The following is a 19,352-nucleotide window of genomic DNA, read 5'->3' as shown; positions in this document are numbered from 1 at the left end:
CTTCTGACGTGTGCTCAGCCGCCGTCGTGCGGGTCGAACAGGCAGTCCAACACCTCGCGCAATGCAGGCGTCCGATCGGCACGCCGCCACGCGGCGCGCAGATCCACATCGAGGTCAGGCACGGCGGTGGTGTCGATCGGGACGAAGACCACGCGCGGGTCGACGGCGTTGCGCGCCACCGAGGCGAAGGTGAGATGGCACCCCACCTCGGCGCTGACCAGCGCCAGCGCGGTCTGGGTGTCCGGCGCGACCTGGACCACGTCGGCCACGAAGCCGCTGGCCTGAGCGAGTAGGCGTAACCGGTCGGGAAGCACCGAGCCCTCGTATGCGGGCAACGACACGAAACCCTCGTCGGCCAGCTGGTGGGCCGCGATCCGGTCCACTCCGGCCAGCGGGTGGGTGTCGGGTAGCGCGATGACCAGCTCGTCGGCCATCACGACCCTCGAGTCGATGTCGGCGGGAATCACATCCCAGCGGCCGAGCGCGATGTCGGTCTCGTTGCGGACGAGCTTCTGCATCGCCGGCTGCGCGAAGTTCTGGCTGGACAACTCGAGGCGGATGCCCGGGCGCCGGGAGCGCACGACGCGTGCCAGCCGGGCGACGTGCGGGTGCGTCGACATGCCGGCGAAGGCGATCCGCACCACCCCGGCCGCTCCGCCACCGGCGTTGCGTACCGCGATCTCGGCACGGCACACCGCGGCCAGAACCTCCCGCGCCGGCGTCACAAGGGCTTCGCCGCTGGCGGTCAGCCGCACCGTGCGGGTGTTGCGGTCGAACAGGCGGGTGCCCAGCTGATGCTCCAGCTGCCTGATGGTGCGGCTCAGCGGCGGCTGGGCCATGTGCAGCCGATCGGCGGCGTGGCCGAAGTGCAGCTCTTCGGCCACCGCGAGAAACGCCTTGAGCTGCTGCACGTCCATCACACCCTCCCTCCACCAATATCAATCCAGTATTACTGATTGCCTTATTGGGTATTGGACTTATCTCAATTCGTTTCCGATAGTTGAACCATGTAATCCGGCAATCCCGACGTCCCCGACGACGTCTTCGACGAGGTTCTCAAGCAGATCAACCACTTCGTGCGGGACCGCGTCGTTCCGCGCGAAGTCGAGATCATGAACACCGACGCCATCCCGGCCGACCTGCGGGCGCAGGCCGCCGAGATGGGTTTGTTCGGCTACGCGATCCCGCAGGAGTGGGGCGGCCTCGGACCCGGTTGCGGGGACGAAATGCGTTGGTGCGCACGACCGACCGTATTGAGTCCGTGGTCCTTGTCCTGGCCGTTGTCATCTCGCTGCTCACCGTTCCTGTTGCCTTGGCCCTCGGAACCGCGACCTATGACGCACGACACGAGAGCTATGGCAGCGCGGCCGTCGAAGCAGTGGCCATCTGCGCGTCGGTGCTGGTCGGTGTCGTCAGCGCGATGGCAGCCGTTGTCGTCATCACAAGGGGGCTGTGCAACCGGATCCGCTCCGCCCAATGGCAGCACGCCTTGGACAGCCTGGTCGACCATGGCGACGGTCAACCGCGCCGGCAGCCGTAGTCGCCGTCGACAGGGTCGAGCCACGGCTCGTAGTGCTCTTCCGTTCTACCTCGTCGCCGACGTGCGCTCGTTCGTCAAGGCTCGGGCGGCACCGTAGCGCTCGGCGCATCACCGGCTCGAAAGACGTTGGCGCAGAGTGGCCGCCCGCAATGTGAGGTGGTTGCGCTCGGCGAGAGTCTGCGCCTGCGAAGCCGCCTCGCTGTAGAGGCGCGCGGCCTCGGCGAGGTCGCCTGCGCGCTCCCGGAGATAGGCGACGGCCGCGGTGTAGCGCGGAAGCGACGCGTCGAGCCCGGCCAGCGCGGCCAGGCCGGCGTGCGGTCCGTCGGCCTCCCCGACGGCGACAGCGCGGTTGAGCCGCACGACCGGGCTGTCGGTCAGCTTCACGAGCTCGTCATACCACTCGACAATCTGCACCCAATCGGTCTGATCGGCGGTTTGCGCGTCGGCGTGCAACGCGGCGATCGCGGCCTGCGCCTGATATTCGCCGAGCCGGTCGCGGGCCAGCGCGGCCTGCAGCACGGCCACTCCCTCGGCGATCAGGTCGCGCCGCCACAGGCTGCGGTCCTGTTCGGCCAGGGGCACCAGGCTGCCGTCGGCGCGGATGCGGGCCGGACGCCTGGCGTGGTGAAGCAGGAAGAGCGCCAACAGGCCGGCGACCTCGGGGTCATCGGCGGCCGCGGCGAGCTGACGGGCCAGCCGGATCGCCTCGGCGGCGAGGTCGACATCGCCGGTGTACCCCTCGTTGAACACCAGGTACAGCACGCGCAGCACGGTGCTCAAATCCCCCGGACGATCGAGCCGTACCTGGCTCACGGTTCGCTTGGCCCGGCTGATCCGCTGCGCCATCGTCGATTCGGGGACGAGATAGGCCTGTGCGATCTGCCTGGTGGTCAGCCCGCCTACGGCACGCAGCGTGAGCGCCACCGCCGACGCCGGGGTCAGGCTCGGGTGCGCACACAGGAAGTACAGCTGCAGGGTGTCGTCGGTGCGGGGCGCGGGCCCGGGCGGCGGATCCGCCGACACCCGGGCCTCGCGGCGACGACGGGCCACATCGGCCCGGCTCAGGTCGACGAACCGGCGCCATGCCGTGATGATCAGCCAGGCCTTGGGATCGTCGGGGCGCTGGTCCGGCCAGGTCTCGATGGCCCGGACCAGCGCCTCCTGCACCGCATCCTCGGCGGTGGCGAAGTCGGCCCCGCGGCGGACGAGCGTCGCCAGCACACTGGGGATCACGTCCCGCAGCTGCGCCTCGTCCGCTGAGTCCATGACGGCGACCGCCACCTACTCGGTGATCGTCGGCGACGCGCCCAGAAACGGCCGCACCTCGAGCCACTCGTGGATCGGCTTGCCGCCTGCGCCCGGCGCCGCCGACAGCTCACCTGCCAATTCGAGCGCCCGTTGGTAGGAGTCGACGTCGATGATCATCCAGCCCGCGATCAGGTCCTTGGTCTCGGCGAACGGGCCGTCGGTCACCGGTGGCTTCCCTTCGCCGTCGTAGCGCACCCAGGTTCCTTCGGGCGCCAGGGCCTGGCTGTCGACGTATTCGCCGCTGGCCTCCAAACGGGCCGCGAAGTCGTTCATGTACTTCAGATGCGCCTCGACCTCGGCCGGTGTCCACTGATCCATCGGCAGGTCGTTGACGGCGGCGGGCGCACCCCGGTAGTGCTTGAGCAGCAGGTACTTGGCCATGAGGTTCTCCCTTCGCAAGTGGCGACCCTAGTTGGTCGCTCATCTGTGAGACGGAGCTGTCTCGTCGTTTTCGACATGCCCGGCCACCCGAGGTTCTCGTGGGCCTTTCGGCCCTATTTCGACATCTTTCGGCCCTACGTCGACGCGGTGTGCCGACGTAACTTCGACATATGTCCCAGTTGTTCACGGCTGTGGGAGGTTCGACGATGACAACACGGTTCCGCCGGCGCCAATCGTCGGCTTCGTTTCTCGCCTGGGACGGTCCGAGCGAACGTGGCGTGGACATCGGCGTCACCAGCATCGATCTGCCGATTCGGTATTGGCGCACCGACTGCTTCATGGGGGTGTTCACCGCCGACCAGGACGCGGTTCGCGCGCTCCTGCCGTCCGACCGGTTGCGGCCGGTGCGACTCCCTCGCGGCCGCGCCGCGGTCGCGGTGGTGGCGTACAACTACCTCGAGACCAGCGTAGGCCCCTACGGGGAGATCGGGATCAGCCCGCTGTGCACGTTGGACCGTGACGCACCGCCGGTATTGGGTCTGGCGAGCGGCTATCTGCACGGGTTCGGCGGCTTCGTCGCGCACCTGCCGGTGACCTCGGCCATCGCTTGCGAAGCCGGGCGACGTATCTGGGGTTATCCGAAGTTCGTGGCCGACATGGCATTTGAGAGCTTCCCCGAACGTCAATCGGTCACGCTGCGCGAAAGCGGCGAGGAAATCCTGCACCTCGAGGTTCGTCGCTCCGGTCGAGTCGCACTGGAACGCGCGCCGCTGACGACCTTCACGGTGAAGGACAACCGGCTGATCCGCACCATCGTGCCCACCCGGGCATACGTGGCGACCGGACTGCGCGGCGGCGAACTGGCGCTGGGCGCCCATTCGGTGGCCCGCGGCCTTGCCGATCTCGACCTCGACACCACGCCGCTCGTCACTCGGACCTACCTGACCCACACCGCCATCCTCCCGGCCGGCGAAGACCTGGGCCCGTCCGATCGCCCGTATGCCGGCTATCCGGGTGCCGATCGCGAATTCGGTGAGCACACAGTGCGTTACGACCACGATACGGAACGGTTGATCAGCGCGGCGAGCCCGGATCGGGTGGTGAGCGAAACGGCGAATCGATGACCGCCGTCGACGACACCGACCTCCTGCTGGACACGGTGGAGCGGTTCGGCGCGAAAGCGCGGCAGCGGTTGTTCGCCGAAGAATCGCCCGACGGCGATCTGGCCGCCGTCGAACCACTGTTGGCCGATGCCGCAGCGCTCGGGCTTCTCGCCGACACCGAACCGGACACCGGCCGCTGGGGAGTGTGGGGCCAACACATCGAAACCGACGGTGCCGCAACATCGCTGGACATTCTGCGCCGCCTCGGCCACGTGTGCGCGGGGCTGGCCACCGCGATCCACGCACAGGGCGTGGCGGTGGTGCTGGCCGGCGCCGGCGCCACGCCGCCCTTTGGCACCGGTGACGATGCCCGGCTGGCCGCGGCGTTCGGCCCGCCCGTCGGGATCGCGCTGGACCCCCGGGCGTTCGGTGACGGCCTGATGCTGCGCGATCAAGTGCTCTCCGGCACAGCCCGTTTCGCACTTGTACCCCAGCGTGCCGACGCGCTGGTGCTCGCCGCGCGCACCGGCCCCGCGACCGACGACACCTGGGCCGTCGTCGTCGTGCCCACCGACCTGGACGGTGTTCGTCTGCTGCCCACCGGCACGCGGATCGGGTTGCGGGCCTGCGGCGTCGCCGACGTGCACGCCGAGCAGGTACGCCTCGACGATGCCCACGTGCGCGCCACGGGCCCAGCAGCCGAACGACAACTGCAGCGCGCCGTTGCGTGCGACTGGCTCGGTCAGGCGGCGATCGCGCTCGGCGCCGCCGAACACGCCGTCACGGACGCGACCCAGTACGCCCTCACCCGGATACAGGGCGGCGCACCGATCATCGAACACGCCGCGGTCAAACTGCTTCTCGGCAGGGCCGAACACGACACCGCGGTGCTGGCGGACGTGCTGCGCCGCCACGCCACCACGCCGGTCACCGACCTCGATCCGACCGAACTGCTGCGCTGGGCCGCGGACGCGCGGCTGGCGGCGGGCGAGCACGCGGCGCGGGCCGTCACCGACGCGCTGCAGACCCTCGGCGGCTACGGCTACATGGACGAGTACGGCCTTTCGAAGCGGCTGCGCGATCTCACCGCGCTGCGGGCGATGCACGGCGGACCCGACCAGCTGCTGCTCCTGCGCCACAGCCTGGGAGGTGCCCGGTGACTTCGACCGAACTGCGGCGCTCGGCAGCACTGCTCAAGCCCGTCGGTCGCGCGCTGATCGACCTGGACGACGTGAGCCTGTGGGAGCGTGAGACCAAGACGTTGCCGCGCCGGCTGGCGCGCCGCCGCCGGGCCTATCGCGACTTCGCGCGCCGGGAACTGACACCGTTGCTCGAGCGGGCGGACGCCGACCCGGCCGGATACGACCCGCGTCCGCTGCTCACCGCCGCGGCCAGGGCCGGGTTGCAGTCCGAACAGCTGCCGCCGCCGTGGGGCACGATGCCGTTGGGCGCGTTCCTCGGTGACGGGACGCTGTTCCACGAGGTGCTCAAGGCGGAGGAGCTGTCCAGCGTGTGCGCCGGGCTCGGGCTGAGCGTGCTGGCACACGGTCTCGGCCTGGCGCCGCTGCAGCTCAGCGGCGACCTGGCAAGCGTGCGTCGCTGGCTGGTGCCGATCACCCGCGACAACCGCACCGGCCGAGCCCGGCTGGCCGCCTTCGCCATCACCGAACCCGCGGCCGGGTCCGATGTCGAAGACTCCGCGGGCGCGCCGGCGGCCAGGTTCGGCACCACCGCGCGTCGCGCCGCGGGCGGTTACGTGCTCAACGGGCAGAAGGTGTTCATCACCGGTGGCGCGCACGCGGACCTGGTCACCGTGTTCGCGGCGCTGGAACCCGAGGACGGCGGGCACGCCCGGGTGGACCGGGACTGGACCTGCTTCGTCGTGGAACGCGGCACCCCGGGCTTCCGCACCGGCCGCAGCGAACACAAACTCGGCCAGCGCGCCGCGGACGCGACGGAGTTGTTCTTCGACGACGTGTTCGTTCCGACCGAGAACCGGGTCGGCGCCGAGCGGTCGGGCTGGGCGCTGAACCGCAACGTGCTCAACTACTCCCGGCTGCCGGTCGCGGCGATCGCGGTCGGCATCGCCCGCGGCGCAACCGAGGCGGCGACCGCCTACTGTCGACAGACCCGGCTCGGGGGTAGACCGCTGCTCTCCTACCAGGAGGTCCAGCTGGCGCTGGCCGACCTGTGGCTGGAGACGATGGCCATGCGGGCCATGGTCTGGCAGGGCGTGCGCCACGTCCCGCCGACGCAGGCGGTGTCGAGCGCGGCCAAGACCTACTGCGGTGACCGGGCGGTCGCCGTCTGTGCGCGCGCCGTGGAGTTGCTGGGCGACGACGGCGCCCATGTCGCCGGCGGCGTCGAGAAGCGGTTGCGTGACGCGCGGCTGAACCAGATCTACGAAGGCACCAACCAGCTCAACCGGCTCGCGATCGTCGAGGCGCTCTGGGAGGCCGATCTCTCCACCTCGATTCCGGCTGCCGGCCCGCCGGGGTAACGGATACTCGACTGCGATGGGACCCGCGGCTTTTCCATCCCGCCCGCGGATCCCGGGTCAACCACGAAAGGAGCCATGGTGAAGGCAACGGTACGGCTGGGACGGCTAGCCGGTGTGTCCGTCGGGGTGCACTGGAGCGTGTTGGGCATTGTGCTGTTGCTCGTCATCGGCCTGTCGGTACAGTTCCGGGTGCTCGCCGAGGGCTATGCGACCTGGGAGTACGTGCTCGCCGCGGTGGTGACCGCCACGCTGTTCGTGTTGTCGCTGCTGGCGCACGAGTTGGCGCATGCGGTGTGGGCGCGACGCAACGGCGTCGGCGTCGAGGACATCACGCTGTGGCTGCTCGGCGGTGTGGCGCGGCTGCGCGGCGACGCGTTGACGCCGGGCGCGGCGTTCCGTATCGCGGTGGTGGGCCCGCTCACCAGTTTCCTGCTCGCCGCGGTGTTCGGCGTCGCGGCGATGCTCGCCGACGGCGCGGGGCTCAGTTCGCTGACCGTGGCGGTGTTGTCCTACCTGGCGTTGATCAACGTGGTGCTGGGCGTGTTCAACCTCATTCCGGCTGCGCCGCTGGACGGTGGCCGCATCCTGCGGGCGGCGATCTGGGCGTGGCGCGGCGACCAGTTCGAGGCGACGGTCTGGGCCGCCCGCGCGGGACGGCTGTTCGGCTTCGTGATGATCGGCCTGGGTCTGCTTCGGGTCATCTACGGCACGGGCGGATTGTGGTGGATTCTGTTGGGGCTGTTCATCGTGACGATGGCCAGCGCGGAAGAGCACCAGGCCCGCACCACCTCGATGCTGTCCGGGGTGCGGGTCCGCGACGTGATGACCGCCGACCCCGAGACGGTTTCCGGTGACCGCACCGTTGCCGACTTTCTGCGCGACGTGGTGTTGCTGCGCCGCCACTCCGCCTTTCCGTTGGTCGACGGTTTCGGCCGGGTCGAGGGGCTGGTCACCTTCAACCGGTTGCGTGGCGTTCCGGTTCGCGACCACGCCGTGGTCAGGCTGCGCGATGTGGCCTGCCCGCCGCAGGACATCCCGTCGGCCGCACCCGATGAACCGCTCAGCGACCTGCTGCCGCGGCTGAGCGGGTGCACCGACGGCCGTGCCCTGGTGTATGACCACGGACGTCTCGTCGGTATCGTCTCGCCGTCCGACATCAGCCGGGCGGTGGCGCTGCACGGGATGGGGGTGTGGGCAGGCAGCGGCGGTTCGGACATCTCGATCGACCTGCGCCACCGACGTCACTGAACAAGCGATATGGAGTACAACAAGGAGGAAATGTGAGCGACCATGACGTCCGGATGATCATCCTGTCGACCGACGATCTCGACGAGTCGATCCGGTTCTACACCGAGACGCTGGGGATGCCGTTGAAGTTCCGCGACGGTGCGCATTTCGCCGCGCTGGACGGCGGGTCCGTGACCCTGGCCCTGGCCACCGCGGTCGACCATCCCATCCCCGGCCAGGTGGTCGTCGGGATCAAGACCGCCGACGTCGACGGCGCCGCGAAGGCGATCGAGGCCAGCGGCGGCGGCATCGTCAAGGGCCCCTACGACGACGCGCACGAACGGCGCGCGGTCGTGTACGACAACAAGGGCAACGGGCTCGTGTTCTACAAACCGCTGGCCCGCTGAGGTTGCGCCTACGCCCTCCGTAGCAGCGCGACCAGGAAGTCGGAGTCTTCGGTGAACGGCCGCAGATCCCAGGTGGACAGCAGCAGGTCGGGCACCAGCCCGGCCTCGGCCACGTCGGAGAAGAACCGGTCGAACGGGTAGTCGCGGCCAGCGCCGAACCCGATCACCGCGCGGCCATCTTCGGCCAGGTGGGCGCGCAGCCGACTCAACACCAGGACCCGGGTGCTCGGCGCCAGGAACGTCATGACGTTGCCCGCCGAGACGATGACGTCGAACGGCTCGGGGATACCGCGTGCGGGCAGGTCGAGTTCGGCGAGGTCGCCGACCAGGTAGCGCGGCCCCGGGTAGTCCTGCTCGGCGGCTTCGATGAGTGCCGGGTCGACGTCGACCCCGACCACCTGGTGCCCGGCCGCCGACAGATATCCGCACAGCCGGCCGGGCCCGCAGCCGGCGTCGAGTATGCGCGCGCCGCGTGGCGCCATCGCGTCCACCAGCCGCGCTTCGCCGACCAGGTCCTCGCCTGCGCGCGCCATGGACCGGAAACGCTCGATATACCAGTGCGAATGTCCGGGATCGGCCGTGACCTTCTGCATCCAGATGCTCTGCTCGACCATGTCCGCATTGTCCCAGCCGGTGATCTGCGCCCGGAATGCCCGTCGGGGCCGCGGCGTTGAGGCGTGCATGGCCCTCGACGATCTGTTCACACCGCTTGCCGTTCGCTCGCTGACCGTGCCCAACCGCTTCGCGATGGCACCGATGACCCGGCAGGCCTCCCCCGACGGCGTTCCGGGCGCCGACGTGGCCGAGTACTACCGCCGGCGCGCAGCCGGCGGCGTCGGGCTGGTCATCACCGAGGGAATTCGGCTGCCCGACCCGGCTGCCGGTCATCCGGCGAGCATTCCCACGCTCGCCGGCGAGGCGGTGCTCGAGGGCTGGCGACGTGTCGTCGCGGCGGTCCACGCCGAGGGCGCCACCATCGCCGCACAGCTGTGGCATCAGGGCGCCGAACGCGGCGACGCCGACGGCGTGGCGCCGGTCAGCCCCTCGGGGGTGGACGGGCAGGGCCGGCCGAGAGGACGCGCGTTAGAGACCGAGGAACTGGCCCGGCTCGCGGAGCTGTACGCACGAAGCGCGGCCACGGCCCGCGAAGTCGGCTTCGACGCCGTCGAACTGCACGGTGCACACGGCTATCTGCTCGACGAATTCTTTTGGGAGCGAACCAATCTCCGAACCGACGGCTACGGCGGATCACTGGCTGAGCGGACCCGGTTTCCCGCCGAGGTGGTGGCCGCGGTGCGCGCGGCCATCGGTCCCGACTATCCGATCATCTTCCGGTTCTCGCAGTGGAAAGGCACCGACTACGCCGCGTCCATCGCCGAGGATCCGATCCAGTTGCGGCAGCTGCTGACCCCGTTGGTGGAGGCCGGTGTCGACGTCCTGCATCCCTCGACGCGCAGGCATTACGTGCCCGCGTTTCCCGACCACGACAGCGAACTCAGCCTCGCCGGGTGGACGAAGAAGGTGGCGGGAGTGCCGGTCATCGCGGTCGGCTCGGTCGGGTTGGAGACACAGTTCCGCAGTGAACGACGCGGTCAGGTCATTCAGCCCGCTCCGGTCGACCGCCTCGTCGAGCAGTTCGACGCCGGGGAGTTCGACATCGTCGCGATCGGACGTGCATTGCTCGCCGACCCGGCATGGGTGAATCGCTTGCGCGCCGACGAACTCCACAAGTTCCGCGGATATGACCCGCAGACGGCGCTGGCGTCGCTGGCCTAGCGCCGGGTCGCGCCCTCAACCGTTCAGGACGACGCCAGCGCGTCGATCGCCGCCTTCAGCTTGGTCGCGACTTCGTCGGCGATCGGCTTCAGCCCGGGCTCGCTCGTGACGTCGACGAGGATCTGCGGATCCATCGCCTCGACGAGCGTCCTCTCCGGGTCGTCGGGATCGCTGCGCACCACGACGTTGCACGGCAGCAACAGCCCGATCTGACGTTCGACCCCGAGGGCCCGGTGGGCCAGCGGCGGATTACACGCGCCGAGGATCAGGTAGTTCTCCATGTCCTCGTCGAGCTTGGTCTTCAGCGTCGCCTTCACGTCGATCTCCGTGAGCACGCCGAACCCCTGTTCGGCCAACGCCTCGCGGGTACGCGTCACGGCGTCGTCGAACGTCGTCTTCAAACTGGTGGACAAGGCGATTCCCATGATGACTTCCTTCCCTCGGTCGTTTTGTCTCAGGCCAGTGCGAGGAAGAGCTTCTCGAGTTCCGCCTCGGTCATCGGCTTCTCGTTACCGTTCTGGTCGCCGGTCATACATTCCCGAAGCCCGGTCGCCACGATTTTGAACCCGGCGCGGTCCAACGCCCGCGACACCGCGGCGAGCTGAGTCACCACGTCCTTGCATTCGCGGCCCTGCTCGATCATCGCGATCACCCCCGCGAGCTGGCCTTGAGCCCGACGCAGCCGGTTGAGCACCGCGTCGATGGCTTCCTGGTCACCAACCATGGTCGTCCTTCCTTCTCTCACCGCCCACTATACCGGCGGGGGTATTTGTGAAATAGATACCCCCTGGGGTATTGTCCTTCATACCCGCCGGGGTATCAGCATCGATGTCCCGACGACTGGGAAGGAGTCCGGGGATGATCCTCGAGCAGTACTACATCGAGTGCCTCTCGCACGCGTCATACTTGATCGGTGACGAGTCGACCGGACGCGCGGTCGTCGTCGATCCGCGCCGCGACATCACCGAGTACCTCGCCGACGCGCGGAAGTTCAACCTCACGATCGAAGGCGTCATCAACACGCATTTCCACGCCGACTTCGTCTCCGGGCACCTGGAGCTGGTCGACGCGACCGGCGCTTGGATCGGCTTCGGCGAGGCCGCCGAGACCGACTACCCGATCCGCAGGCTGGCCGACGGTGAACGCCTCCCGCTCGGCACCGTGGAGCTGGAGATCATGTCCACTCCCGGGCACACCTGGGAGTCGATCAGCGTGCTCGTCCGTGAACGTGCCGACGTCGAGCCTGTAGCCGTGCTGACCGGCGACTCACTGTTCATCGGTGACGTCGGCCGGCCGGATCTGGTCAACATCGGGGAGAGCTCGACGACCGATCTGGCCCGGGCGATGTATCGCACGATCCACGCCAAGCTGCTGACGTTGCCCGATCATGTGAAGGTGCTGCCCGCCCACGGCGCCGGTTCGGCCTGCGGCAAGAACCTGTCCGCCGAGCTCACCTCGACCATCGGCGAACAGCGTTTGACCAACCCCTCGGTGCGGCCGATGAGCGAGGAGGCCTTCGTCGAGTTGATCACCGATGGCCAGCCCGCGGCGCCCGCCTACTTCGCGTCCGACGCTGCGATGAACAAGCGGGTGCATCCGTTGCTGCGCCAGGACCGCACGGTCCCCGAGATGACACCGGCGCAGATCCGGGCGGCACTGGCCGCCGACGTGCGCGTGCTGGACGCCCGCAGCGTCGAGGACTTCGCCGCCGGCCACTTGCGCGGGTCGGTCAACGTCGGGTTCGACGGCCGGTTCGCCGAGACGGGCGGGATGGTGGCCGAGGTCGGTGCGCCGATCGTCCTGATCACCTACCCCGGCGAGGAGCAGCAGGCCGCGCTGCGGCTTGCCCGAATCGGCTCGGACAACACCGTCGGTTACCTCAACGTCGGCCGCGACGGGCACTTCCCCGCCGAACTGGCCGACCTCGTGCAGTCGGCTCCGCGGACGACGGCCGCCGAGCTCGACGACCTGTTGGCGCGGGATGCGGTGACGCTGATCGACATCCGCAACGCCGGTGAGCGGGCAAGCGGCGCCATTCCGGGCTCCGTGCACATCCCGCTCGCGCAGTTGCGTGTCCGGATGGGCGACGTGCCGAATGGCAAGCCGATCGTCGTGCACTGCGCGGGCGGCTGGCGGTCGAGTGTCGCGGCATCCTTGCTGCGCGCCAATGGGTTCCAACAGGTGACCGACCTGCTGGGAGGATACGACGAGTGGGCAACCGCCCGCGCCATGGTCTGAGCGATCAGGCCGAGGAGAACCGAAAAGAAAGGTGTGACAATGTGTTACCCGGTTCGATGTCCGTCCTGCGGTAAGACGACGTGGGAGGGCTGCGGCCAGCACGTGGACGAGGTGATGGCGTCGGTGCCCGCCGCGCAGCAGTGCCGCTGCGAAAAGGTGACCGATCCGCCGCGGCGCACTCTCGGCAGGTTCTGGCGCCGGTAGACCGAACGACGGCGATCCATGACTGTGGCGATGGGCCTGGGGCTCGGTGCGCTGATCGGCGTGCTGCTGGGCCTGCTCGGCGGCGGCGGCTCGATCCTCGCCGTCCCCGCACTGGTCTACGGGATGAACCTCGGTGTGCAAGAGGCGATTCCGATGTCGTTGGTCGTCGTCGCCACGGCCTCGGCCGTCGGGGCGCTGCCGAAGATCCGCGCGCGACAGATCCGCTGGCGGATGGCCGCCATCTTCGCGGCGGCGGGCATCCCGGGCAGCATCGTCGGCAGCACGCTCAGCAGGCACCTGCCCGATTCGGCGCTGCTGATCGGGTTCGCGGTGGTGATGGTGGTCGCGGGCATCCGCATGCTGGCCGACCAGAGCAACACCGGCACCGCCTGTGAAGTCAGGGAGGGCCGGGTCAACTGGCGCCGCTGCGCACCGCGGTCTCTCGGCGCCGGGCTGGCGGTCGGCTTGCTGACCGGTCTGTTCGGCGTCGGCGGCGGGTTCCTCATCATTCCGGCGCTCGTGGTGGTGCTCGGCGTCGAGATGTCCACGGCGATCGGCACTTCGCTGCTGATCATCGTCGCCAACTCGATAGCCGGGCTCTTCTCGCATCTCAACGGCGTCAGCCTGGACTGGTCGATCACCGCGGCATTCGTCGGCGCCGCCATGCTCGCCTCGCTGGTCGCCGGTTACTTCGGCACCAAAATCGACACCGCACGCCTGCAGCGCTGGTTCGCCTACCTGGTCTTCGCCGTCGCCGCCTATGTGCTCGTCGACACGATCGTCTTACGCTGACCGAGAGGAAATCTCATGGACGTCTCGATCATCGAAACCTCCGGACTGGGTGACCGTAGTTACCTGGTCGCTCACCGCGGCACGGCCGTGGTGATCGATCCGCAGCGCGACATCGACCGGGTGCTCATGCTGGCCGGCGCCCACGCGGCCCGCATCACCCACGTGCTCGAGACGCACCTGCACAACGACTACGTGACCGGAGGGCTCGAACTGTCGCGCATCGTGGGTGCCCAATACGTGGTCCCCGCGGGCGATGAGGTTGCCTATCGGCGGCGCGCCGCCATCGACGGTGAAGTGATCGACGCGGGCCCCATCCGGCTGGAGGTGATGCACACCCCCGGGCACACCCACCATCACGTCAGCTACGTGCTGCGCGACGAGAACGACGCGATCCACGGTGTCTTCACCGGTGGCTCGATGCTGTTCGGCACCACCGGTCGCACCGATCTGATCAGCGCGGAGGACACCGAGGAGCTCACCCGCGCCCAGTTCCGCTCCGTGCGCAAGCTCGCTGACCGGCTGGCCGCGGATGCCCCGATCTACCCCACACACGGCTTCGGCAGCTTCTGTTCGGCCACACCGGCTTCCGGTGAGGCGTCGACGATCGGTGAAGAGCGGCAACGTAATCCGGCGCTGACCCAGGATGAACAGAGCTTCGTCGATGAACTGATCGCGGGCCTGTCGGCGTACCCGGCCTACTACGCGCACATGGGCGTCATCAATCGCGAAGGCCCGGCGCCGGTGGATCTCACGCCGCCCGAGCCCGTCGACCCGAAGGAGCTTCGCCGTCGGCTCGAGGCCGGTGAGTGGGTGGTCGATCTGCGCAACCGGACGGCGTTCGCGGCCGGACATCTGCAGGGAGCGTTGGGTTTCGAGCTGTCCGGCTCGTTCGTCACCTATTTCGGCTGGCTCTACGATTGGGGCGCGCCGTTGACGCTGATCGGTGAATCTCCCGAGCAGATCGCCGAAGCCAGGCGGGAACTGGTACGGATCGGTGTGGACCGGTTGGCGGGGGCAGCCGCCGGTGACATCGACGAGTTGCGGGACGGGCGTCCGCTCGGCTCCTATCCGGTGGCCGACTTCGCGGCGCTGGCCGGCGAGCGCCGCGCCGGTGCCGTGACGGTGCTCGACGTGCGGCAGCGCAACGAGTACGAGGAGGACCACATCCCCGAGGCGGTCAACATTCCCCTGCACGAACTGCCGGAGCGGTTCGGCGAGGTTCCCGCCTCGACGGTTTGGGTGCACTGCGAGTCGGGCTATCGGTCGTCGATCGCGGCCTCGCTTCTCGACCGCGCGGGTCACGAGGTCGTTCTCATCGACGACGACTTCGACAACGCGACGCGTCTCGGTCTCACGTCGCCCGGCGCCGCGAAGGGTTAGAATTCCCGGTGAACGGGCGCGTATCGCGTATCCGACACGAAGGAGCCCCGTGGTGCGCAGGTCCGTCGGTAGCCGTTCGATCACGACGCTGCTGCTGCCGCTCATCGTCACCCTGGCGACGGTGGCCACCCTCGTGGTCAACTACCTGGCCAACGCGCTGCCGATCAACGGCCAGACCACCGGCGACGTCACCCGCCGCAGCGAGGTGTACTTCGCGCCGGCCGGCTACGTGTTCTCCATCTGGAGCCTCATCTATTTCGGGGTGATCGCCTACAGCGTCTACCTGAGCCTCACTTTGGCCCAGGGCCGCACCGACAGTGGCGCCGCGCGGGCCATCGCGCCCTGGTACGTGCTGACCGCGGCGGCGAACTGCTGCTGGCTTTTCGCGTGGCACCACAATCGGTTCCCGCTGAGCATGCTGCTGATGGTCGTGCTGCTGGGCGCGCTGATCGTCATCTACCGCATCCAGGCTGCCCATCCACCGGCCTCGACCGTGGAACGGTGGACGGTGCACATCCCGTTCCGGGTCTACCTGGGCTGGATCTCGGTCGCCACGATCGCCAACGCGACGATCACCCTCGACGACGCCGGCTGGTCGGGCTTCGGTCTTTCCGAGCCGACCTGGGGCGTGATCATGGTCGCGGTGGCGGGCGCGCTGGGCCTGGTGATGTGCCTGCGCCACCGGGACATCGCCTACGCGCTGGTGATCGTCTGGGCGCTGGTCGGCATCGCGGTGCGGCTGCACGAGACCACGTCGGTGTTGATCGCCGCCTCGGTCACCGCGGCGGTGCTGGGGCTGGCGGTGCTCGTCACGGCCAGGCGGCACGCAGTCTGACCCACAGGGGCGGTACAACAGAACCATGCCCGAACCCTCGCCGCGACCGCCGGGGGCGCCGACCGCCTTCCGCTATCCGGAGTGCAACGGCCGGCGCGTGGCGCTGCGCAACCTGGTCAAGCGGCTCACCGGCGTCGACCTCTTTCCCACCGACGCCGTCGCGCGGGCCTTCATCGCCGGCTTGACCGAGGGCGATCCCGTCGCGGAGCGGTTCGTCGCCGAGACCTACCACGGTGAGCTCGGCGCCAGAAAAGCCCGTGAGCTCGTCGAGCGGGCGCAGCGCGACGGCATCGACAGCGTGCCCGAGGCGCCCGAGTCGATGCGGGCGCTGTTCGCGGAGTTCGAGCAACTACCCGGGTGGGTCGACCCGGAGCTGGTCGAGGAAGGCGCCGCGGTGTGGCGGCGCTGGGCGTACGCGCTCGGAGCGCTGGGCAACGCCGGCACCAACGACACCTACACCGAGGGCTGGTTGGCGGTGCCGCTGTCGCTCTCGGGCGGCTATGCGGGCCAGCGGGCATTGCACCGCTACCTGGAGACGTCGCGGTGGTGGATCGAGGTCTGCCGACCGGGCGCCGTCCTCACACCCGGCTCGCTGGGCCGCAACATCTCCATGCATGTGCGGATCATGCATGTCAGCGTCCGTGAACGGGTCAAGCAGCACCCCGAGTGGGACGCCGAACGCTGGGGGCTGCCGATCAGCCAGTCCGCCATGCTGCTGACGCTGCTCGGCGGCAGTGTCGCGCCGGCGTTGGGCCTGTATCTGCTGGGCCACCTCACCTCCGCGCGGGAAGTGCGCGCGGTGCTGCACTTCAACCGTTACTGCGGCCATCTGGTCGGCGTGCGCTGCGACGGCTACTTTCCCGAGACCGTCGCCGACGCGTGGCGCATCCTGTTCATGGCCGACGCCGCGCGCAGCTACGACAGCGCCGACAGCGGCACAGGACTCGTCGAATCATTCGTCCCCGCCTTCGCGCCCGCACCCGCGCAGCGCGGCCTCGCGCGACTGCGCGCCGAGTACCACTACCGGGTGCAGGCCGGCTATCTCGGGTTGTACATGCTGCCGTGGAACCGGCGCCGCTACCGCCTGCCGTCGGCGGTGCCGGGAATCCTGTTGCTGCTGTTGCGGTCTCCGCTCATCCTGGCGCTCGAGCTGGCGCGGCGTGCTTCGGGTTGGGTGGACCGCCGATGGCAGCAGGCCAACCTCAGCCGGTGGGAGAACTGGCTGCGGTGGCAGTCCGACGGCAAGGCGGCGGCGTTCGAGGCCGCCGCGCCCCTGCGTCGCTGACTTCTCGCGACACGGCCCCGGCACACCTTCGGTGCTGTCGGGCCCGGCCTGTAGAGTCGCCGCGTGCCACAGAGCTTTAGCCTGAAGTCTGTAAATGCCCGTCTTGCTGAGGAATTGGCCGTCAACGAGGCGCAGGTCGCCGCGGCCGTCCGGCTGCTCGACGACGGCGCAACCGTGCCGTTCATCGCCCGGTACCGCAAGGAGGCGACCGGCAGCCTGGACGACACCGCGCTGCGCACGCTCGAGGAACGCCTGCAGTACCTGCGCGAACTGGATGAGCGTCGCGCCGCCGTGCTGGCCTCCATCGAGGAGCAGGGCAAGCTCACCGATGAGCTGAAAGCCGCGCTGATGACGGCCGAGACCAAATCGCGGGTCGAGGACATCTACCTGCCGTACAAGCCCAAGCGGCGCACCAAGGCGCAGATCGCCCGTGAGGCGGGCCTGGAGCCGCTGGCCGTTCGGCTGCTCGCCGATCCGGCCCTCGACCCGCAGAAGGCCGCCGCGGAGTTCGTCGGCGCCGACGTTCCCGACGCCGCGGCGGCGCTCGACGGCGCCCGCCACATCCTCGCCGAACGCGCCGCCGAGGATGCCGAGCTGGTGGGCGCCGTGCGGGAGCAGTTCTGGAAGGCGGGTTCGCTGCACACCGCGCCCTGGTCCGCCGAGGTGGCCAAAAGCGCGGCAGCACAGAAGTATCGGGACTACTTCGACTACCGCGAGGCGCTGGAGACCATGCCGTCGCACCGGGTGCTCGCCGCGATGCGCGGTGAGAAGGAGGAGATCCTGGCGCTGAGCTTCGACGGCGGCGACGACGCGCAGTACCACGCCATGATCGCCAAGGCCCTCGGCATCGACATGACGGCGAACGCCGCCGCGACCACGTGGCTGGTCGGCACCGTCGAATGGGCATGGCGGACCAAGCTGATGATCTCGGCGAAGGTCGACGCCCGCATACGGCTGCGCAACCGCGCCGAAGAACAGGCGGTCGCGGTGTTCGCGACCAACCTCAAGGACCTGCTGCTGGCTGCGCCGGCGGGAAACCGCACGACGCTCGGCCTGGACCCCGGTTACCGCACGGGCGTCAAGGTGGCTGTCGTCGACGGCACCGGCAAGGTGATCGACACCGCGACGATCTTTCCGCATCAGCCTCAGCGCCAATGGGATACGGCCAAGGCCACTCTGGCCGCGCTCGTCGCGCGTCACCGTGTCGAGCTGATCGCCGTCGGCAATGGCACCGCGTCGCGGGAGACCGACGCGCTGGCCGCGGAGCTCATCGCCGACATCCGCGCGGCCGGTGCCGACGCGCCGACGAAGGCGATGGTGAGCGAGGCCGGCGCCTCGGTGTACTCGGCATCCGCGTATGCCGCGCGCGAACTGCCCACGCTCGACGTGACGTTGCGGGGCGCCGTCTCGATCGCGCGACGGTTGCAGGACCCGCTGGCCGAACTGGTGAAGATCGACCCGAAGTCGATCGGCGTCGGGCAGTACCAGCACGACGTGACGCCCGGCACGCTGGCCCGCAGCCTCGACGCAGTCGTCGAGGACGCGGTCAACGCGGTCGGCGTCGACTTGAACACCGCGTCGGTGCCGCTGCTCGCCCGCGTGTCGGGTGTGTCGGAGTCGCTGGCCGAGGCCATCGTCACCCACCGCGACAAGACCGGGCCGTTCCGCGACCGCAAGGCGCTGCTCGACGTTCCGCGGCTGGGGCCCAAGGCATTCGAGCAGTGCGCCGGCTTCCTGCGGATCCGCGGCGGCGACGATCCCATCGACGCCTCCGGTGTGCACCCCGAGGCGTATCCGGTGGTGCGCCGCATCCTGGATCGCTCGGGGATCACGCTGGCTGAGCTCATCGGCAACGAGCGGGCGCTCAAGTCGCTGAAACCCGCCGACTTCGCCGACGACCGGTTCGGCATCCCCACCGTCACCGACATTCTCGCCGAGTTGGAGAAGCCGGGGCGCGACCCGCGGCCGGCGTTCTCCACGGCGACGTTCGCCGCGGGGGTCGAGAAGGTGGCCGACCTGAAGGTCGGCATGGTGCTCGAGGGTGTGGTCACCAACGTCGCGGCGTTCGGGGCGTTCGTCGACGTCGGCGTGCACCAGGACGGTCTGGTGCACGTCTCGGCGATGGCCGACCGGTTCGTCTCAGACCCGCACGAGGTGGTGCGCTCCGGGCAGGTGGTCCGGGTGAAGGTCATCGACGTCGACGTCGAGCGTCAGCGGATCGGGTTGAGCCTGCGGCTCGACGACGAACCGGCCGACAAGGGTGAGCGGCCCGACCGCAGCCCCCGGCGCAAAGGCCGCCCGCAGCGACACCCACCGGCCGATGCGCCCGCCGGTTCGATGGCAGACGCGTTGCGTAAGGCGGGCTTTGGGCGTTGA

20 protein-coding genes and 1 pseudogene are annotated in these 19,352 nt (G+C 69.2%); 15 read left to right on the top strand and 6 right to left on the bottom strand.

Annotated features, from left to right (window positions below):
- Window positions 1-14 precede the first annotated feature (14 nt).
- Complete coding sequence (locus tag MELE44368_RS16720) at window positions 15-917, bottom strand: LysR substrate-binding domain-containing protein (RefSeq protein WP_128109492.1); 903 nt, start codon at window positions 915-917, stop codon at window positions 15-17.
- Between the two features lie 147 nt (window positions 918-1,064).
- On the opposite strand from MELE44368_RS16720, the pseudogene MELE44368_RS16715 reads away from it, so the two are divergent.
- Together MELE44368_RS16715 and MELE44368_RS26680 are read left to right on the top strand one after the other, a co-directional pair.
- A pseudogene (locus tag MELE44368_RS16715) lies at window positions 1,065-1,208 on the top strand (acyl-CoA dehydrogenase family protein); the annotation flags it as partial.
- Window positions 1,209-1,234: 26 nt separating this feature from the next.
- The gene (locus MELE44368_RS26680; RefSeq protein ID WP_164890124.1) at window positions 1,235-1,540 is read left to right on the top strand and encodes a hypothetical protein; all 306 of its coding nucleotides are present in this window, start codon (window positions 1,235-1,237) and stop codon (window positions 1,538-1,540) included.
- 108 nt (window positions 1,541-1,648) lie between these two features.
- On the opposite strand, the gene MELE44368_RS16710 is transcribed toward MELE44368_RS26680, so the two are convergent.
- Window positions 1,649-2,806 (bottom strand): RNA polymerase sigma factor, encoded by a 1,158-nt coding sequence (locus tag MELE44368_RS16710; protein ID WP_128109491.1) that lies wholly within the window; start codon window positions 2,804-2,806, stop codon window positions 1,649-1,651.
- 15 nt (window positions 2,807-2,821) lie between these two features.
- On the bottom strand, window positions 2,822-3,229 hold the full coding sequence (locus MELE44368_RS16705) for a YciI family protein (RefSeq protein WP_046751935.1): 408 nt from the start codon (window positions 3,227-3,229) through the stop codon (window positions 2,822-2,824).
- 206 nt (window positions 3,230-3,435) lie between these two features.
- Between MELE44368_RS16705 and MELE44368_RS16700 the strand changes: the two genes are divergently transcribed.
- From MELE44368_RS16700 to MELE44368_RS16675, 5 genes are all read left to right on the top strand, one after another.
- Window positions 3,436-4,353, top strand: coding sequence for an acetoacetate decarboxylase family protein (locus MELE44368_RS16700; protein WP_164890129.1), 918 nt, complete (start codon window positions 3,436-3,438; stop codon window positions 4,351-4,353).
- Entirely contained in the window at window positions 4,350-5,492 is a 1,143-nt protein-coding gene (locus MELE44368_RS26675) for an acyl-CoA dehydrogenase family protein (RefSeq protein WP_164890128.1), read from the top strand. The genes MELE44368_RS16700 and MELE44368_RS26675 overlap by 4 nt, the downstream gene beginning before the upstream one ends.
- Window positions 5,489-6,832: an acyl-CoA dehydrogenase family protein gene (locus tag MELE44368_RS16685; RefSeq protein WP_128109487.1), complete on the top strand. Its 1,344-nt coding sequence runs from the start codon at window positions 5,489-5,491 to the stop codon at window positions 6,830-6,832. Before MELE44368_RS26675 ends, MELE44368_RS16685 begins: the two co-directional genes overlap by 4 nt.
- A gap of 75 nt (window positions 6,833-6,907) precedes the next feature.
- Window positions 6,908-8,080 (top strand): site-2 protease family protein, encoded by a 1,173-nt coding sequence (locus MELE44368_RS16680; protein WP_128109486.1) that lies wholly within the window; start codon window positions 6,908-6,910, stop codon window positions 8,078-8,080.
- Between the two features lie 53 nt (window positions 8,081-8,133).
- Complete coding sequence (locus MELE44368_RS16675) at window positions 8,134-8,466, top strand: VOC family protein (protein WP_276050747.1); 333 nt, start codon at window positions 8,134-8,136, stop codon at window positions 8,464-8,466.
- An 8-nt stretch (window positions 8,467-8,474) separates the two neighbouring features.
- Here MELE44368_RS16675 and MELE44368_RS16670 read toward each other — a convergent pair whose 3' ends face one another.
- Window positions 8,475-9,080, bottom strand: a complete 606-nt coding sequence (locus MELE44368_RS16670) for a class I SAM-dependent methyltransferase (protein ID WP_128109485.1) — start codon at window positions 9,078-9,080, stop codon at window positions 8,475-8,477.
- Between the two features lie 67 nt (window positions 9,081-9,147).
- On the opposite strand from MELE44368_RS16670, the gene MELE44368_RS16665 reads away from it, so the two are divergent.
- Window positions 9,148-10,242: an NADH:flavin oxidoreductase gene (locus MELE44368_RS16665; protein ID WP_128109585.1), complete on the top strand. Its 1,095-nt coding sequence runs from the start codon at window positions 9,148-9,150 to the stop codon at window positions 10,240-10,242.
- Window positions 10,243-10,265: 23 nt separating this feature from the next.
- Here the strand turns inward: MELE44368_RS16665 and MELE44368_RS16660 are convergent, their stop codons facing one another.
- Complete coding sequence (locus tag MELE44368_RS16660; protein WP_128109484.1) at window positions 10,266-10,667, bottom strand: DUF302 domain-containing protein; 402 nt, start codon at window positions 10,665-10,667, stop codon at window positions 10,266-10,268.
- A gap of 29 nt (window positions 10,668-10,696) precedes the next feature.
- Window positions 10,697-10,966 (bottom strand): metal-sensitive transcriptional regulator, encoded by a 270-nt coding sequence (locus tag MELE44368_RS16655; protein WP_128109483.1) that lies wholly within the window; start codon window positions 10,964-10,966, stop codon window positions 10,697-10,699.
- Window positions 10,967-11,100: 134 nt separating this feature from the next.
- Between MELE44368_RS16655 and MELE44368_RS16650 the strand changes: the two genes are divergently transcribed.
- The 7 genes from MELE44368_RS16650 (at window position 11,101) to MELE44368_RS16625 (ending at window position 19,352) form a co-directional block, all read left to right on the top strand.
- Entirely contained in the window at window positions 11,101-12,480 is a 1,380-nt protein-coding gene (locus MELE44368_RS16650) for an MBL fold metallo-hydrolase (RefSeq protein ID WP_128109482.1), read from the top strand.
- Window positions 12,481-12,519: 39 nt separating this feature from the next.
- Window positions 12,520-12,684 carry a DUF8730 family Cys-rich protein gene (locus MELE44368_RS26670; RefSeq protein WP_164890126.1) on the top strand — a complete coding sequence of 55 codons (165 nt, stop codon included), beginning with the start codon at window positions 12,520-12,522 and terminating at the stop codon, window positions 12,682-12,684.
- A gap of 18 nt (window positions 12,685-12,702) precedes the next feature.
- Window positions 12,703-13,476 carry a sulfite exporter TauE/SafE family protein gene (locus MELE44368_RS16645; protein ID WP_128109481.1) on the top strand — a complete coding sequence of 258 codons (774 nt, stop codon included), beginning with the start codon at window positions 12,703-12,705 and terminating at the stop codon, window positions 13,474-13,476.
- A 15-nt stretch (window positions 13,477-13,491) separates the two neighbouring features.
- Window positions 13,492-14,856: an MBL fold metallo-hydrolase gene (locus tag MELE44368_RS16640; RefSeq protein ID WP_128109480.1), complete on the top strand. Its 1,365-nt coding sequence runs from the start codon at window positions 13,492-13,494 to the stop codon at window positions 14,854-14,856.
- A 49-nt stretch (window positions 14,857-14,905) separates the two neighbouring features.
- Window positions 14,906-15,691, top strand: coding sequence for a TspO-related membrane protein (locus tag MELE44368_RS16635; RefSeq protein ID WP_128109479.1), 786 nt, complete (start codon window positions 14,906-14,908; stop codon window positions 15,689-15,691).
- Between the two features lie 25 nt (window positions 15,692-15,716).
- Entirely contained in the window at window positions 15,717-16,976 is a 1,260-nt protein-coding gene (locus MELE44368_RS16630; protein WP_128109478.1) for an oxygenase MpaB family protein, read from the top strand.
- Between the two features lie 81 nt (window positions 16,977-17,057).
- Window positions 17,058-19,352 (top strand): Tex family protein, encoded by a 2,295-nt coding sequence (locus MELE44368_RS16625; protein ID WP_276050745.1) that lies wholly within the window; start codon window positions 17,058-17,060, stop codon window positions 19,350-19,352.

Origin of the sequence: Mycolicibacterium elephantis DSM 44368 (assembly GCF_004014805.1) — a bacterium.
Classification (GTDB): Bacteria; Actinomycetota; Actinomycetes; order Mycobacteriales; family Mycobacteriaceae; genus Mycobacterium; species Mycobacterium elephantis.
This window is presented reverse-complemented; position numbering and strand designations above follow the sequence as displayed.